Source organism: Mesorhizobium terrae (assembly GCF_008727715.1).
GTDB lineage: Bacteria > Pseudomonadota > Alphaproteobacteria > Rhizobiales > Rhizobiaceae > Mesorhizobium > Mesorhizobium terrae.
The window spans coordinates 1,680,354-1,696,400 of the sequence record NZ_CP044218.1 but is presented as its reverse complement, the minus strand read 5'-3'; the positions used below and the strand labels follow the sequence as shown (position 1 = coordinate 1,696,400).

Below are 16,047 nucleotides of genomic sequence, written 5' to 3'. Positions count from 1 at the left end.
CGATGTCAGCGGTCGCGCCAGCCCATCGACGTCTCGATCCGCGCCGCCGAAGCGCGCACGCGATCAGTGTAGTGGCTCTCGTCGGACAGCACCTTCTGTTCCGGCAGGACGATGGAAATAGTGGCGACACATTTGCCGTCGCGGTCGCAGACCGGCGAGGCGATGCAGGCGACCGCATAGTCGGATTCGGCAATCTGCGTCGACAGCCGCTGCTCGAACGCCTTGCCGGCTGCCACCGACAGGGCCGTGGCGTCGACCTCGGCGCGACCGGTCGGCGACATGCGGGCGCAGCGCTTGAACAGCTCGATGCGCTCGGCCTCCGGCAGATGCCCGACCAGCAGGCGCCCGGACGCCGTCCAGTTCAGCGGCACCCGCGTGCCGACGCGCGAGGCAACCTGGAAGGGACTGGGACCGTCGGCCATGGCGAGCACCAGCATGTAGTCGCCATCACGCCCGCAGAGCTGGACGGTCTCGCCAGCATCGCGGCACAGATCATGCATTTCCCGGGTGGCGACGCCCATGAAATCGAGCGAGCGTGCATAGGCCAGGCCATAGTGGTAGAGCCGCGCGCCGAGCCAGACGGCGCCGTCGGGGCTGCGGGTCAGCATGTTCTTTTCGACGAGATCGTCGATGATCACGTAGACCGTCGACAGCGGCGCCTTGATCGCCTTGGCAATGGCATAGGCGCCCGCCGGCTCGCCGGTCTCGTAGAGATAGTCGATCACCTGCAAGGCGCGGTCGATACCCGAAACCCGCGAGCGTCTGGCGCTGCTTCCCGCCGCCGATGCATCGGTTTCGGTCGCTTCTGCAGAGTGAGATATCGCGTCCAACGGCGTGCTCCCGGGAATTCTGGGAAGTCTATTACATTATTATGGCATAACTTGTCGACCTGAAAGCCGGCGCATTGCCACTGCATGGGAGAAGAAAAGTGACAGAAGATGTTCGCCGCAAACTCGGCTTACGACCGGTGATCAATGTGTCGGGAACCATGACCAGCCTTGGCGCGTCGATCGTCGTCCCGGAAGCCATTGCCGCGATGAGCGAAATCCTGCCGCAGTTCGTCGAGATCAACGACCTGCAGCGCAAGGCGAGCGCCGTGATCGCCCGGCTGACCGGTGCCGAAGCGGGTTACGTGACGGCGTCGTGCTCGGCCGGCATTTCGCTTGCGGTCGCGGGCGCGATGACCGGCGACAATCTGCTGACAATCGAACGTCTGCCGGACCAGACGCCGGTGAGGAACGAGGTGATCATCCAGATGGGCCACATCGTCAGCTATGGCGCCCCTGTCGACCAGGCGATCCGTCTGGCCGGGGCAGAGCCCGTCGTCATCGGGCAGGCGACGTCGACCCACCGCTTCCACATGGAAAACGCCATCACCGATAAGACGGCGGCCGCCGTCTATGTCGTGTCGCACCACGTGGTCGACTACGGCCTCCTCAACCTTATCGAGTTCGTCGAGATCGCGCATGCCAAAGGCGTGCCTGTCATCGTCGACGCGGCGTCCGAATACGATTTGCGCATCTTCCTGGCGCAGGGCGCCGACCTGGTTCTCTACTCCGGCCACAAATTCCTGGGTGGACCCACCTCCGGCATCGTCGCCGGCAGGAAGGAGCTGGTGCGCCACGCCTTCCTGCAGAACCTCGGCATCGGCCGCGGCATGAAGGTCGGCAAGGAAAGCGTCTATGGCGTCATGGCAGCTTTGGAAGCCTGGGAAAAGCGCGACCACGCCGGTATCCGGGAGCGCGAGAGCGGCTATCTCAGGCTGTGGAAGGAAACGCTCGACGGCCGCCCCGGCGTTCATGCGGTGATCGATCCGGACCCGACCAAGAACCCACTCGACCGGCTGCGCGTCGGCATCATCGCAGAGGAGGCGCACATCACTGCCTGGGACCTGGCCTCGGCACTGGCCAACGGTGACCAGCCGATCATCGTGCGCGATCATGAGGTCGAGCATCACTACTTCTATCTCGACCCGTGCAACCTCCACCCCGGGCAGGAAACAACAGTGGCCAGGCGCCTGGCCGAGGAACTCGACAAGGCGCGCGCCTCCAACGAGGTCATCGCCACGCCGTTCGAGAGCCGCAGCCGGCATCGGTTCGACGGCCTGCTGCGCTGGCCGGATTGAGCGGGCTGTCGACCATTCAAGGAGGAGCAAAGATGAGCGCTGAGACATCCAGGCCCGGCCAGGCAATCGACCCGGTTCTGTCGGTCCAGAACCTCACGACATCGTTTCTGGTCGAAGGCAAATGGAAACAGGTGGTGCGCGACATTTCCTTCGACGTCGCACCGGGCGAAACAGTCGCCATCGTCGGTGAATCCGGCTCTGGCAAGAGCGTGACTTCGTTGTCGATCATGCGCCTGCTGCCGCAGGACACCAGCCGCGTCGAGGGTAAGGTCATCCTCAACGGCCGGGACCTGATCGCTTTGCCCGAAGACAAGATGCGCCAGGTCAGGGGCAACGACGTCTCGATGATCTTCCAGGAGCCGATGACGAGCCTGAACCCGCTCTTCACCATCGGTGACCAGATCTCCGAGGCGCTTCTGTGCCACAACGACATGTCCTTTGCCGATGCCCGGGCCGAGACCATCAGGCTTCTGGAAAAGGTGCGCATTCCGTCCGCCGCCTCGCGCTTTGACGAGTATCCGCACCGCTTCTCGGGCGGCATGCGCCAACGCGTCATGATCGCCATGGCGCTCGCCTCGCGCCCGAAGCTGCTCATCGCCGACGAGCCGACGACAGCGCTCGACGTCACCATCCAGGGACAGATCCTCGACCTGATCAAGATGCTGCAAGAGGAGCAGGGCACCTCGGTGCTCTTCATTACCCACGACATGGGCGTGGTGGCCGAGATCGCCGACCGCACCGTCGTCATGTTCCGCGGCGACCAGGTGGAAACCGGCGCCACCGCCGACATCTTCCACCGCGGCAAGCACCATTACACCCGCGCACTGCTTTCCGCCGTGCCGGTGCTCGGCTCGATGAAGCAGCATGACCACCCTCTGCGCTTCCCCGTCGTCGACACTTCGACCGGTGAGGCTGTCCAGCCCGCCGAAACGCCCGACACGGTCATGCGCGACAAGCCGGTGCTGGAAGTGAGGAACCTGGTCAAGCGGTTCGACATCCCGACCGGCTGGCTCGGCCGCATCGGCGGGCGCGTCTACGCTGTCGAGAACGTTTCTTTCGACCTCTTTGCCGGCGAAACGCTGTCGCTGGTCGGCGAATCCGGCTGCGGCAAGTCCACGACCGGCAGGGCCATCATGCGCCTGATCGAGCCGACGTCGGGCGCGGTCACCATCGACGGCAAGGACATCCTTGCCATGAACAGGCACGAGATGCGCCAGATGCGCAAATCCGTGCAGATGATCTTCCAGGACCCGTTCGCTTCGCTCAATCCGCGCATGACGGTCGGCCAGGCGATTGCCGAACCCTATCTAGAGCACAAGATGGGCACTGCGAAGCAGGCCCGTGAGGTCGTCGCCGACCTGCTCGCCAAGGTTGGCCTCACGCCTGATATGGCAAGCCGGTACCCCCACGAATTCTCGGGCGGCCAACGGCAGCGCATTTGCATTGCCCGCGCGCTCGCGCTCGAACCCAAGGTCATCGTCGCCGACGAAAGCGTCTCGGCGCTCGACGTTTCGGTCAAGGCACAGGTCATCAACCTGATGCTCGACCTGCAGCAGAGCCTGAACCTCGCCTTCCTGTTCATCAGCCACGATATGGCCGTCGTCGAGCGCGTCAGTCATCGCGTGGCGGTGATGTATCTCGGCGAAATCGTCGAGATCGGTCCCCGCGCGGCGGTCTTCAATAATCCTCAGCACGACTACACCAAGCGCCTGATGGCTGCGGTCCCGGTTCCCGATCCCGACCGTCGCCACGAAAAGCGCCCGACCGCCACAGAAGAGCTGAAAAGCCCGATCCGCGCGCCGGACTACAATGCCCCGCAGCGCCAGTTCCGCGAGGTTTCGAGCGGGCATCTGGTGGCGGTTTAGCCGACCGCGCGCGGGCGAAGATATTGATCAGCGGCAGGTTGAGCAGCAGCAGGAGGTTGCCGACGAACGGCGAGCCGATGGGCCGCCGACAATCTCAGCCCGTTCCGATCACGAGAAGCATGCCGCCTTTGTGAACGCGCGTGGCTGCCCGGAATAATCGCCATGGGTTTTCCTTTGGATTGAACCTGAAAAACACGCGATCCTCCCGCCTCGTTCAGGTCCGCAGATGCGGGCCTTCGCTTTCAACCTGCGGGCAACCCCAATCTGACCGCATAGGCGGTTAGTTCAGCGGTGGTATGAAGATCGAGCTTCCGCATCAGGTTTTCGCGATGCTTGCGCGCGGTTGCCGGGCTGATGCCGAGCCGCTCGGCGGTCTCGCGCGCCGTCAGGCCTTGCGCCACCAGAAGCAGCGTCTGTCGTTCGCGCGGCGTCAGCGGCACCGGCGAAACGATTTCCGGCGCGACCGGCGGTTTGTTCCGATCGGCCGGGTCGGCAATGGCGAAGCGGACGGTTCGTGCCACATAGGTCTTGCCATGCCGCAGTGTTTCGATCGCGGCGCCCAGTTCTTCGGGGTCTCCGTCCTTGGTAAGATAGGCGTTGGCGCCGGCCTCCAGCGCCGCGCGCACCGTACGCGGTTCGGTATTGGCGGTCAGAACGACAATCTTCAGGCGTGGCGCGATGTCCCTGATCTCGGCGATGAATGGAACACCGGAGACGCCCGGCATGCCGAGATCGAGTACCAGAAGATCGGCCCTGGTCTCTTGCACGAGTTTGAGCAGCGACTGGCCGTCGGCGGCTTCGGCGATCACCGAAACGTCGTCCATGGCGGTGATGAGCAGTTTGAGCCCTTCGCGCACGATGGCATGGTCGTCGGCAAGAATGGTGGTCAGCTGGCGGATCATGCAACCTCAACACAATACCCCTCTAGCTATTCTACTGATCGCTAATTTATGGAAAACATCAGCAGAGGGATCGGGACCGTCCGGAAGAAGCAGGCACCCGGCAGGATATCGGAGGTCGCGGTGCAAGACGACAAAATCCAGGAAGCGCTGGTCGAGCATCTCTACCGTAACGCCTATGGTATCGTCATCTCCAACGTCACGATCTCGCTCGGCGTCATCTATGTGCTCCACGGCTCCATTCCAGCAAGCTGGCTCGCACCGTGGGCTATTGCGGTCTATGCGCTGACCGCAGCCCGTGTCCTTGCGGCGCGGCGTTTCTGGAAACGGCCTAGAACACCAGGTTCCTTGCGCAGATGGGCCTGGTTGGCGGCCGTCTTTTCGTGGGTGTCGGGGTTGCTCTGGGGCATGCTGACCTGGATCGGCTTCGTGCCCGACCAGCCGCATCTGTTTGCCTTTATCGTCGCGATCCTCGCGGGCCTTGTCAGTGGGACCATTCCGTCCCTGTCTGCCTTTCCACCGGCGCTCGTCGGCTCGATCCTGGCGACGACGATACCGGTTGCTGCGCGTTTCACGACCATGCCGGGGGTGGTCGGCGATGCCTATCTGTTCCTGCTCGTCTGCCTCATCGTCATCAACATCTACTATGGCCTCATCGCCTATCGCACGTTGCATGAATCGATCAGGCTGCGCCTGGAAAATGTCGGGCTGATCGGCCACTTGCAGGAAGAGCGCGATCGCGCCAAGGCCGCCGATCACGCCAAGACGCGGTTCCTGGCGGCCGCATCTCACGATTTGCGGCAACCGATCCACGCCCTTGGTTTGTTGGTGTCTACCCTTTCCGTGCTCGGCCAGCGCGGCGACGTGCCGGGAGAGCAAGCGCGCAGCCTGGCGGGATCGGCAAAATCCATCGTTGGCAATCTCAGCGGCCTGCTCAACGCACTTCTCGATATTTCGCGGCTGGATGCCGGTGTCGTCACCGTTGCGCGTGAAACCGTCGATCTCGGCGAGCTCTTCCGCAATCTTCGCGAGGAGTTTGCCGACGAAGCAACGGCAAGGGGCCTGCGTTGGCGCGTCGCGCAGACCACCGTTCTTGTCGACACCGACCCGATGATGCTGAAGCGCATTCTCGACAATCTGTTGTCGAATGCGTTCCGCTACACCAGACGCGGCGGCGTCTTGCTCGGCTGTCGCCGGCGCGGAGAGTTGGTTGAAATCCAGGTTTGGGATACCGGTTCGGGCATTCCCGAAGATCAACGGGAGGCTGTGTTCGAGGAATTCGTGCAACTGCAGAACCCGGCAAGGGATCGCACCCAGGGTTTGGGCCTGGGCCTTGCCATCGTTCGCCGCACGGCGGAATTGCTTGGCCACCCGCTGAAACTTGCCTCCGTCACCGGGCGCGGGTCGATGTTTTCAGTCGCCATGCCCGCCGTTCGTATGCGCCTGCTGCCCTCACCGGTCGAAAGCATGCCGCGCGAACATTCGGCGGCGAGCATCATGATTGTCGATGACGAGCGCGATGTTCTGGATGCGATGGTTCGCTTGCTCGAGCTCGAGGGCTACCGCGTCTATGCCGGACAATCCGCGATTGATGCGCAGATGGCCCATGCCGCCGCCGCCCGGATGGACGCTGCTCCGGTCGACCTCATCGTCGCGGATTATCGCTTGAAGGACGATACCACTGGCGTCGAGGCGATCCATGCGTTGAACGCCTATCTCGGCCGGTCCGTACCGGGAATCATCGTCACCGGCGACACCTCGCCGTCGCGCATCAAGGAAGCCACCGCCAGCGGTTTCCGCATCTTGCACAAGCCGGTCAGCGGCGAAGAACTGCGCGACGCGATCGCGGCGGTTCGTTCCAATAACCTACTGGCTGGCACCGATGGGCTGCGCTGATCTGGCCAAGAGCAGGAAGCCTGAAGCACATCGGCGTGGGGCCAACTAAACGGTCGCTCGCGAAGCTCTTCTTGCGCCTTGGTCCCGCCGCGGTTCGTGCGTAGGCGCATGCCGGTTCGCGACGCGAACGCGGCGGCCCGACAGGGCTGCCAAGCATACCCTGCAGGAATGGAAAGACCATGAGTGAAGATACCCTCGCGGCTGATGCCGAAGTTACGCTTCGGCGCGTCACCGTCCACACGGTCGGCGACGTCTGCGATCTCAGCGAAACGCTGAGCGAGGCGCAGCGCAACAAGGTTGCCGACAATGGCATTTCGATCGCCGAAGCGCATTTTTCGGAAAACGCCTGGTTTCGCGCCATCTATGCCGACGACACGCTGGTCGGTTTCATCATGCTGCACATCGGCGCCGACCACGACGACGGCATCGACTGTCCGGGCGTGTTCCTGTGGCGGCTGATGGTTGGCGGACCGTTTCAGGGCAAGGGTTTCGGCCAGAAGGCCATCGCGCTGGTCGTGCGAGACCTGAAGGCGCGCGGTATCGGCGAGCTCTACACCAGCTATGGTGTCGGTGAGGCTAGCCCGGAAGGTTTCTACAAGCGGCTGGGCTTCAAGGAGACCGGCGACATGTATGACGACGAGGTCGAAGCCGTCTTGGTTTTTGGTGGCTGAACGCATGCCCGAGGGGCCGAACGGACCTCCAGTCTCAGGGTAGAAAAACAACAGCCGCGGATCCGGACAAGCCAGATCCGCGGCTGCTCGTCGCCTGAGATTAGCCGACGAAGGCGAAGCGGATGACGAACAGGATCGCCACCAGCCAGGTCGCCAGATGCACTTCGCGGATGCGGCCGGTCAGTGTCTTCAGAACGGCGTAGCTGATGAAGCCGAAAGCGAGACCGTTGGCGATGGAATAGGTGAACGGCATCATCAGCGCCGTCAGCGCGGCCGGTGCTGCCTCGGTGATCTCGGCCCAGTCGACCTCGATCAGCTCGCGCATCATCAGACACGCGACATAGAGCAGTGCCGGCGCGGTCGCATAGACCGGCACGGAACCGGCGAGCGGCGAGATGAACAGGGCTGCGAGGAACAGCAGGCCGATCACCAGGGCGGTGAGGCCGCTGCGGCCGCCAGCCTGCACGCCGGACGCGCTTTCGACATAAGCGGTGGTCGAGGACGTGCCGAGCAGCGAGCCGGCGACGATCGCGGTGCTATCGGCCAAAAGCGCGCGGCCGAGCCGGTTCGGCTTGCTCTCTTCGATCAGCCGGGCCCGCTTGGCGACGCCGATCAGCGTGCCTGTAGCATCGAACACCTCGACCAGGACGAACACCAGAATGACATGGACCAGGCCGCTGTGCAGTGCGCCGACGATGTCGAGTTGCAGAAAGGTCGGTGCGATCGAGGGCGGCATCGAGAAGATGCCCTGGAAATGGCTCACGCCGAGCAACATCGACAGGACGGTGATGACCAGGATGCCGATCAGGATGGCGCCCGGTACCTTGAGCCCATCGAGCGAGGCGATGATGAAGAAGCCGAGGATGGCCAGCAGCGGCCCGGTCGTGTTGAGATGGCCGAGCTGGACGAAGGTGGCGTCGCTGGCGATGACGATGCCGGAGCTCTTCAGCGCGATGATAGCCAGAAACAAGCCGATGCCGGCGGCGATCGCACTGCGCATGGAATGCGGGATGCCGGCGATCAGCCAGCTGCGGATACCGGTCACGGTCAGGAGCAGGAAGATCAAGCCAGAGATGAACACCGCGCCAAGTGCCTGCTGCCAGGTGAAACCCATGGCGCCGACGACACCGAAGGCGAAGAAGGCGTTGAGGCCCATGCCAGGCGCCATGCCGATCGGCCATTTTGCCACCGTCGCCATGATCAGCGAACCGAGCGCCGCAGCCAGACAGGTGGCGACGAACACCGAACTCCTGTCCATGCCCGTCGAAGACAGGATCTCCGGATTGACGAAGATGATGTAAGACATCGTCAGGAAGGTGGTGATGCCGGCGATCACCTCGATGCGCACCGACGTTCCCAGTTCCTTCAGTTCAAAATACTTCTCGAGCATAGCTTTTCCTCCGCTGCCCGTTTCCTCCTCATCGGCTGCTCCCGGCCCCCTGCCGCGCACAACCAATGCCGCCCCGTGATGTCACGAACCGCGGTCTTGACCCTGGCTGAACCCTGTCGTCAACAAACACCAGTCTACCGGTGCTTGATGCCGATTTCCCGCAATGGAGAAATCGACAAACAGACATGAGGCACGCTCGCTGCCCAAGTTATCTGGAAGTACTTCCGGTTGTTTCCCCGGCGCAAGAGCTCACTCGGCCACCTTTGTCGCAAACACTTTCGCTATTTTCCTGAATATGGCGGGCGGGCGACATGGCTTGTTTGAGGTTGCCTACCGAGCTTCCAGCCGTCGGGCAAAATCTTTCGATGACGAACGCGCGAGTATTGCCTGTTGAAACAGCGGCGCATCGGTCTGTCAAACTCCGATCGCGGCTCAGCCGGCGGCCGTCGCTTGGCGGAACAACAGTCGGTCCTAGTGTTCTGGGTGCATGCATTTGCCGTGGTCGGCAAGCACCTCGATCACCCGGCATTCGGCGAGCCGTCCGTGCCGGCAGCCCTCCACCATCACTTCCAACTCGGACTTCAACGCCGTCAGGCTGGCGATGCGCTGCTCCACTTCAATCAGCCGGGCCTTGGCGATGGCGTCGGCGCTGGCGCAAGGCTGGTTCGGATCGTCTTGCAAGATAAGCAGCGTGCGGATCGCCGCGACGTCGAAGCCGAGCTCGCGGGCATGGCGTATGAAGGCCAGTCGGCGCAGGCCCTTGGCGTCATAGAAGCGCCGGTTGCCCTCGGTGCGCGGTGGCTCCGGCAGCAGTCCGATCTGCTCATAGTAGCGGATAGTAGGCACCTTCACGCCGCTCTGCGCCGCCACTTCGCCGATGGTCAGATCCGACTTCATTTTTCCTCTTGCTCCTCTAGTCGCTAGAGGATGTAGCGTCTGCCTGAACATAGTCAAGGGAATGATCATGGCACAGGCATCACAGCAGATGCGCTATCGCGTGGACGGCATGGATTGCGCCTCCTGCGCGGCAAAAATCGATACCGCCGTGCGGCGGCTGAAAGGCGTCGAGGACGTTTCCGTTTCGGTGACCGCTGGCACGATGACGGTGAAACACGATGGCAGCGGGGCGCTGGCCCCGGCTATCGAAAAGCGCGTCACCGGCCTCGGTTACAAGCTGGCGCTAGTGCCGGCATCCAGTCCGGCGCCGGTGGCTGCCGACAAGGATGATGCATGCGGCTGCGGTCACGATCATCACACGCATGGTGAAGGTGATCACGATCACGCGGGACACGACCATGATCATGCGGGTCATAATCACGCAGGCCACGATCATTCCGGCCATACCCACGGTGCTCGCAAGACGACTGCACCTGTTGCGGCGGCCAGCGTCGATGTCGAAGGCTTGCACGGCCATGATCATGGCCCGAGCACTGGTCCGTGGTGGAAGTCCGGCAAGGGCAAGCTGACAATTGCAGCGGGTGCCGCGCTGGTCGTCGCCTACGGCATCGGCAAGCTGGTGCCCGGTTACGAAACCTGGATCTTCACCGTCGCCATGCTGGTCGGCCTGCTGCCCATCGCGCGCCGCGCCTTCATGGCGGCTCGTGTCGGCACGCCCTTTTCCATCGAGATGCTGATGACCATCGCCGCGATCGGCGCTGTTATCATCGGCGCCACGGAAGAGGCGGCGGCCGTCGTCTTCCTGTTCCTGATCGGCGAATTGCTGGAAGGCGTTGCCGCCGGCAAGGCGCGCGCCTCGATCCAGTCGCTCACCAAGCTGGTGCCGAAGACGGCGCTGCTCGAGCGCGACGGCAAGGTGGCCGAAGTGCCGGCCGAAACCCTGGCGGTCGGCTCCATCATCATGGTGCGTCCCGGTGACCGCATCCCCGCCGATGGCATCGTCCTTTCGGGCGAAAGCGCGGTCGACGAGGCGCCGGTCACCGGCGAAAGCGTACCGGTGCGCAAGGGGCCGGATTCCACCGTCTGTGCCGGCACGGTCAACAGCGACGCGGTGCTGCGCGTGCGGGTGACGGCTGCTGCCGCCGACAACACCATTGCCCGCGTCGTGCGGTTGGTCGAGGAAGCGCAGGAGAAGAAAGCACCGACCGAGCGGTTCATCGACCGCTTCTCGAAATACTACACGCCTGGCGTTGTGGTCTTCGCCGCGCTCGTCGCCATCATCCCGCCGCTGGCGATGGGCGGCGCCTGGGATGAGTGGATCTACAAGGGTCTCGCCATCCTGCTGATCGGCTGCCCCTGCGCATTGGTCATCTCAACGCCAGCCGCCATCGCCGCCTCGTTGTCGTCCGGAGCACGGCGCGGCCTGCTCATGAAGGGCGGCGCGGTGCTGGAAAATCTCGGCAAGATGACTGCAGTCGCCTTCGACAAGACCGGCACGCTGACCGAAGGCAAGCCCAAGGTGACCGATATCGACGGTTTCGGCCTGCCTGCCGGCGAGGTGCTGCGGTTGGCCGCGGCGCTGGAGACCGGTTCCAGCCATCCGCTCGCCAAGGCCATATTGGGGCGGGCCGAGGCCGACGGCATCGTGGTCCCTGAGGCCACGGGCTCCAAGGCTATCGGCGGCAAGGGCGTATCGGGTACGGTTGATGGAACCGAGATCTTCCTCGGCTCTCCGCAGGCAGTCGGCGAACGCGTGCCGCTGAATGCCGAACAGTCGGCCCGCATCACCGCCCTGAACGACGAAGGCAAGACCGTCTCGCTGTTGCTCGCCGGCGGCAAGCTGGCCGGCGCATTGGCGATGCGTGACGAACCGCGCCCGGACGCCAGGGTCGGCCTGCAAGCGCTCGCCGATCGCGGCATCAAGACGGTGATGCTGACCGGCGACAATGCCCGCACCGCCGCTGCCATCGGCAAGCAACTCGGCATCGAGGTGCGCGCCGAACTGTTGCCTGAGGACAAGCAGCGCATCGTCGGCGAACTGAAAAGCCAGGGCTTCGCGGTTGCCAAGGTTGGCGACGGCATCAACGATGCCCCGGCGTTGGCCGCCGCCGATGTCGGCATCGCAATGGGCGGTGGTACCGATGTTGCGCTGGAGACGGCGGACGCCGCCGTGCTGCACGGACGTGTCGGCGACATCGCGGCGATGATCGCGCTTTCCAAACGCACCATGTCCAACATCGGCCAGAACATCACCATCGCGCTGGGGCTCAAGGCCGTGTTCCTGGTCACCACGGTGATCGGCATCACCGGCCTGTGGCCGGCGATCCTTGCCGATACCGGTGCAACCGTTCTGGTGACGATGAACGCTCTGCGCCTGCTCGGTGCTGCCAAGCCGGGTGCGGCCTGATTGATGGAAACGAAGGCGCCGCAACTTGCGTGGCGCCTTCGACGTATGCGTCTGGCGTTCTCAGGCAGCCTTGAGAAGATAGGCATCGTGCCGTTGGAGAAATGCGCGCAACCGGTCAGGGTAGTCAGTTCCGACCGCCATGCGTACGCTCGGCCTTTCCGCGAGCGCCGTCCGCCAGGCGCGGACCCGTGGCGCGTTCTTAAAGACCCGGGTCTCGGCGATCGTGTCGAACAGGTCGAAATAGCGGAAGACCGGCGCGAAAACCGCATCGACCAGGCTGAAGTTCGCGCCGGCAAAATAAGGTCCTTCGCCGAGCACGCTTTCGATGCGCTCGAACTTCTGCGCGATCGCCACGCGTTTCTGCTCATAGACCGCCGGGGCCGCCGTCGTCTCCAGCCCCCAGATGTCGGACAGGATGTTCGAGCCGAATTCCATCCAGGCGCGGTGCTCGGCACGCGTCAGCGGATCGACCGGGTGCAGCCGGAGCCTGCCCTGCGTCTCCTCGATATATTCGCAGATCACCGAGCTTTCGAAGAGCACGGTTTGCGAGCCATCGGGTTGCCGCACGATCAGCAGTGGTACCTTGCCGAGCGGCGATATAGCCGCGAACCATTCCGGCTTGTCGGCGAGATCGATCATGATCTTCTCGAACCCGATGCCTTTCTCGGAAAGCGCGATCGCCGCCCGCTGCACATAGGGGCACAGATGGTGGCTGACGAGAGTTAGGGTCTGCATGACGATGCTCCTCAGGCCGCAACCTTCATGCCTTCGGCCCGCATCGCCTCGCGCACTGCAGGCCGTGCGCCGACGCGGTCCATGAAGGCGCGCAGATGCGGGAAGGCGGAAAGGTCGACCTTGGCGAAGGCCGACCAGCCGACGATAGTGAAGAGATAGGCGTCGGCGGCACTGAAATATTCGCCCATCAGGAACGGCCCGGATTTCGCCAGATGGGTTTCGACGAAGACCAGCCGTTCGGCGATTTTCTTGCGGGCGACATCCTGCGCCTGCATGCCGTATTCGGGATGAAACAGCCACGGGCTGTACATCTTGTGCAGTTCGGTGGCGATGAAGTTCAGCCAGGACTGCTGCCGGTAGCGCTCCGCCGTGCCGGCGGCCGGCACGAGACCGGATTCCGGCTTCAGGTCGGCGAGATACTGCACTATGGCAGCGCCCTCGGTCAGCACCGAGCCGTTGTCCAGTTCGAGCGCGGGCACATAGCCGTTCGGGTTGACGGCGGTGTAGTCTGCTCCGGTCTCGGTCGGATGGGGAGTTCTGGCGAGATTGACCTTTTCAAAGTCGAGGGCAATGCCGGCTTCCAGTGCAACGATGTGCGGCGAGAGCGAGCAGGTGCCGGTGGCGTAGTAGAGTTTCATGGCAAATCCTTTCGGGATTGGCGCCGTCAACAGCGACGGCACCTTCCGCCATGAAGAATAAGGTTGGCGTTCACGCATTGCTCATTGGCATTTTGCTTATTGCACTTGCATGACTGCAAGCAGGATAGGTGCTATCTCTCTCGGCATGGATGACTGGAACGAATTGCGGCTGGTCCTGGCGGTTCAACGCGAAGGAAGCCTGACGGGTGCCGCGAAAGCCCTGAACGTCGATCATTCGACGGCTTTTCGCCGGCTCAATGCGTTGGAAAAGCGCGTTGGCGTGCATCTGTTCGAGCGTTTGCCGGGCGGCCTCTATCAGGCCACCGTCACCGGCGAACGTATGGCCGCCACCGCCGAGCGCATCGAGGACGAGACGCTGGCGCTCGACCGCGACATTGCCGGTTCCGACCATCGTCTTTCAGGGCGTTTGCGTGTCACTTCTTCGGAGACACTGGCGTACAGCCGATTGCCCAGCCATCTGGCTGCGTTCCGCCGCACGAACCCCGGCATCGTGGTCGAACTCCTCATCGACAATCGCGTGCTCAGCCTGTCACGACGCGAGGCTGACATCGCGCTGCGACCCGTTCGTCCCAAGGAAGGCGACCTGTGGGGGCGCAAGCTCTGTGCTGCAGCCTGGACCTTCTTCGCGACGCCTGCCTATCTGGAGGCACTTGATGGCTCGGTTGGGGATATCGGTGACAGGAAAGATCTGATCGGTTGGGAAGAAGGTGCGGCCGGCATCCAGGCAGCGGACTGGTTAAGCCGCACCGCGCCGGACAGCGCCTTCGTCTACCGAACCAACAGCCTGGTCAACCAATCGGTTGCAGCAAAGGCGGGTATCGGCCTCGCGCTCTTGCCTTGTTACCTTGGCGACAGCGATCCTGGCCTTGTGCGGGTGCGGCCGGAACCCTTGGCCGATCTTGAAGGGGAGTTCTGGATCGTCACCCATGCCGATTTGAAACGGACGGCACGGGTGCGAGCCTTCTTCGAACAGGTCGGCGAGGGGCTGGCCCGCGAGCGCGACCTGTTCGAAGGGCGCATGCCGAGCGCGGGTGTCTAGACAATCTCCAGATAGGCGCTGAACTCGTAGTCGGTCACCTGTTCGGCGAAACCGGCTATCTCCTGGCGCTTGCAGGCGACCAGCATTTGCCTGAGCACCGGCGCGAAGATTTCGGCCGCGATCGCACCGCTCTCGAAGGCGTCCACCGCCTGACCCCATTCGGCCGGGATCTTGCGTTGTTTCTTCGCGGAGTAGGCCCTGCCTGTCTGCGGTGCCGTCGGCTTCCAGCCGTTACGGATGCCGACCAGCGCCGCGCCCAGGATCGCGGTGAGCACGAGATAGGGATTGGAGTCGGCGCCGGCGACGCGGTGCTCGATGCGCCGTGCCTTCGGGTTGCCGCCGGGAATACGGATTGCCGCCGTGCGGTTCTCATAACCCCAGGAGATCGAGGTGGGCGCATGCGTGTCGGGCCGCAGGCGGCGATAGGAGTTGTAGTGCGGTGCAAACAGCAGCGTTGTTTCGGCCATGCCGCGCAGCAGGCCGGCGACCGCGCTCTTCAGCATCGGCGAGCCTTCGGCGGTGCCGTCGTCGAAGACATTCTCGCCCTTCTCGTTGAGCAGGCTGAAATGCACATGCATGCCGTTGCCAGACCGTGTGCCGTATGGCTTGGCCATGAAGGTCGCCGCCAGCCCGTGCTTGCGCGCCACACCCTTGACGATGCGCTTGAAGAAGACGCTGTCGTCCGCCGCCTTCAGCGGGTCGTCGGTATGCAGGAGATTGATTTCGAACTGGCCGATGCCGTTTTCGGCGATCGCCGCGTCGGCCGGCACATTCTGGCGCGCGCACTCCTTGTAGACGTCGGAGAAGAACTCGCCGAAATCGTCCAGCTCGTCGATCGACAGGATCGCGTCGGAATCGAGCCGCTTGCCCGTATAGGGCGAGATCGGCGGCATCGCGCTGTCAGGCTCGGGGTCGATCAGGTAAAATTCCATTTCGGTCGCCACGACGGGGCGCAGCCCCAATTCGCGATATTGCGCGACAACCGCCGCCAGCGCCTGGCGCGGATCGGCGAGAAAGGGGCGTCCGTCCTCCAGCGACAGCCACAGTGGGATCAGCGCACTGGGCCGCGACGTCCAGCTGACTGGCAGCGGGCCGCGTCCCGTTGCCTCGCAGATGCCGTCGCCGTCGCCGGTGGCGAAAACCTGCGTGCTGCCGATGATGTCCTCGCCCCACACGTCGACCCCGACGATGGAGAGCGGCATGCGTATGCCACCACCGAGAACCTTGGAAGCCTGCTCGACCGGGATGCGCTTGCCGCGCATGATGCCGTTCAGGTCGCAAACCACTGCCTGAACGCTTTCGATCGGACCGTTTTGTTCAATCCATGTCTTCAACTGTTCTGATTCGCTCAATTTGAGCACCCATGCCTTTCTTTGTTGGGAACCGCATCGCCCGGGAAGCTGGCATTGCGTCCGACGCCGGTCAAGCCGGACAGGTTGGGACAGCGATTCCTGTCGACAAGCG

At 63.4% G+C, this 16,047-nt stretch carries 13 protein-coding genes; 6 read left to right on the top strand and 7 right to left on the bottom strand.

Annotation, left to right across the window (positions count from 1 at the left end; translation table 11 throughout):
• Nucleotides 1-5 precede the first annotated feature (5 nt).
• The gene (locus FZF13_RS09335) at nt 6-830 is read right to left on the bottom strand and encodes an IclR family transcriptional regulator (RefSeq protein ID WP_024924407.1); all 825 of its coding nucleotides are present in this window, start codon (nt 828-830) and stop codon (nt 6-8) included.
• A gap of 98 nt (nt 831-928) precedes the next feature.
• Between FZF13_RS09335 and FZF13_RS09330 the strand changes: the two genes are divergently transcribed.
• Entirely contained in the window at nt 929-2,125 is a 1,197-nt protein-coding gene (locus FZF13_RS09330) for an aminotransferase class V-fold PLP-dependent enzyme (RefSeq protein WP_024924406.1), read from the top strand.
• Between the two features lie 32 nt (nt 2,126-2,157).
• On the top strand, nt 2,158-3,990 hold the full coding sequence (locus FZF13_RS09325; RefSeq protein ID WP_024924405.1) for an ABC transporter ATP-binding protein: 1,833 nt from the start codon (nt 2,158-2,160) through the stop codon (nt 3,988-3,990).
• Nucleotides 3,991-4,232: 242 nt separating this feature from the next.
• Here FZF13_RS09325 and FZF13_RS09320 read toward each other — a convergent pair whose 3' ends face one another.
• Nucleotides 4,233-4,892 (bottom strand): response regulator, encoded by a 660-nt coding sequence (locus FZF13_RS09320; protein ID WP_024924404.1) that lies wholly within the window; start codon nt 4,890-4,892, stop codon nt 4,233-4,235.
• A 120-nt stretch (nt 4,893-5,012) separates the two neighbouring features.
• Here FZF13_RS09320 and FZF13_RS09315 point away from each other — a divergent pair, with 120 nt between their 5' ends.
• Nucleotides 5,013-6,785, top strand: coding sequence for a hybrid sensor histidine kinase/response regulator (locus FZF13_RS09315; RefSeq protein ID WP_024924403.1), 1,773 nt, complete (start codon nt 5,013-5,015; stop codon nt 6,783-6,785).
• A 179-nt stretch (nt 6,786-6,964) separates the two neighbouring features.
• Nucleotides 6,965-7,456 carry a GNAT family N-acetyltransferase gene (locus FZF13_RS09310; RefSeq protein WP_024924402.1) on the top strand — a complete coding sequence of 164 codons (492 nt, stop codon included), beginning with the start codon at nt 6,965-6,967 and terminating at the stop codon, nt 7,454-7,456.
• Nucleotides 7,457-7,556: 100 nt separating this feature from the next.
• On the opposite strand, the gene FZF13_RS09305 is transcribed toward FZF13_RS09310, so the two are convergent.
• Nucleotides 7,557-8,846: an NCS2 family permease gene (locus FZF13_RS09305; protein ID WP_024924401.1), complete on the bottom strand. Its 1,290-nt coding sequence runs from the start codon at nt 8,844-8,846 to the stop codon at nt 7,557-7,559.
• A 471-nt stretch (nt 8,847-9,317) separates the two neighbouring features.
• Nucleotides 9,318-9,743 (bottom strand): MerR family transcriptional regulator, encoded by a 426-nt coding sequence (locus FZF13_RS09300; protein ID WP_024924400.1) that lies wholly within the window; start codon nt 9,741-9,743, stop codon nt 9,318-9,320.
• A gap of 67 nt (nt 9,744-9,810) precedes the next feature.
• On the opposite strand from FZF13_RS09300, the gene FZF13_RS09295 reads away from it, so the two are divergent.
• Nucleotides 9,811-12,150 (top strand): heavy metal translocating P-type ATPase, encoded by a 2,340-nt coding sequence (locus tag FZF13_RS09295; RefSeq protein WP_024924399.1) that lies wholly within the window; start codon nt 9,811-9,813, stop codon nt 12,148-12,150.
• 60 nt (nt 12,151-12,210) lie between these two features.
• On the opposite strand, the gene FZF13_RS09290 is transcribed toward FZF13_RS09295, so the two are convergent.
• Both FZF13_RS09290 and gstA read right to left on the bottom strand, forming a co-directional pair.
• Nucleotides 12,211-12,885, bottom strand: coding sequence for a glutathione S-transferase family protein (locus tag FZF13_RS09290; protein ID WP_024924398.1), 675 nt, complete (start codon nt 12,883-12,885; stop codon nt 12,211-12,213).
• Nucleotides 12,886-12,896: 11 nt separating this feature from the next.
• On the bottom strand, nt 12,897-13,523 hold the full coding sequence (gene gstA / locus FZF13_RS09285; RefSeq protein ID WP_024924397.1) for a glutathione transferase GstA: 627 nt from the start codon (nt 13,521-13,523) through the stop codon (nt 12,897-12,899).
• A gap of 145 nt (nt 13,524-13,668) precedes the next feature.
• On the opposite strand from gstA, the gene FZF13_RS09280 reads away from it, so the two are divergent.
• Entirely contained in the window at nt 13,669-14,583 is a 915-nt protein-coding gene (locus FZF13_RS09280; RefSeq protein WP_024924396.1) for a LysR family transcriptional regulator, read from the top strand.
• On the opposite strand, the gene FZF13_RS09275 is transcribed toward FZF13_RS09280, so the two are convergent.
• On the bottom strand, nt 14,580-15,935 hold the full coding sequence (locus tag FZF13_RS09275) for a glutamine synthetase family protein (RefSeq protein WP_024924395.1): 1,356 nt from the start codon (nt 15,933-15,935) through the stop codon (nt 14,580-14,582). The two genes, FZF13_RS09280 and FZF13_RS09275, sit on opposite strands and share 4 nt — an antisense overlap.
• Nucleotides 15,936-16,047: the final 112 nt, after the last annotated feature.

Bases quoted from the DNA above. Each gene is read 5' to 3' on its own strand.
- FZF13_RS09325 (WP_024924405.1), top strand. From the start codon at position 2,158: ATGAGCGCTGAGACATCCAGGCCCGGCCAGGCAATCGACCCGGTTCTG.
- FZF13_RS09320 (WP_024924404.1), bottom strand. From the start codon at position 4,892: ATGATCCGCCAGCTGACCACCATTCTTGCCGACGACCATGCCATCGTG.
- FZF13_RS09310 (WP_024924402.1), top strand. From the start codon at position 6,965: ATGAGTGAAGATACCCTCGCGGCTGATGCCGAAGTTACGCTTCGGCGC.
- FZF13_RS09305 (WP_024924401.1), bottom strand. From the start codon at position 8,846: ATGCTCGAGAAGTATTTTGAACTGAAGGAACTGGGAACGTCGGTGCGC.
- FZF13_RS09300 (WP_024924400.1), bottom strand. From the start codon at position 9,743: ATGAAGTCGGATCTGACCATCGGCGAAGTGGCGGCGCAGAGCGGCGTG.
- FZF13_RS09295 (WP_024924399.1), top strand. From the start codon at position 9,811: ATGGCACAGGCATCACAGCAGATGCGCTATCGCGTGGACGGCATGGAT.
- FZF13_RS09290 (WP_024924398.1), bottom strand. From the start codon at position 12,885: ATGCAGACCCTAACTCTCGTCAGCCACCATCTGTGCCCCTATGTGCAG.
- gstA (WP_024924397.1), bottom strand. From the start codon at position 13,523: ATGAAACTCTACTACGCCACCGGCACCTGCTCGCTCTCGCCGCACATC.
- FZF13_RS09280 (WP_024924396.1), top strand. From the start codon at position 13,669: ATGGATGACTGGAACGAATTGCGGCTGGTCCTGGCGGTTCAACGCGAA.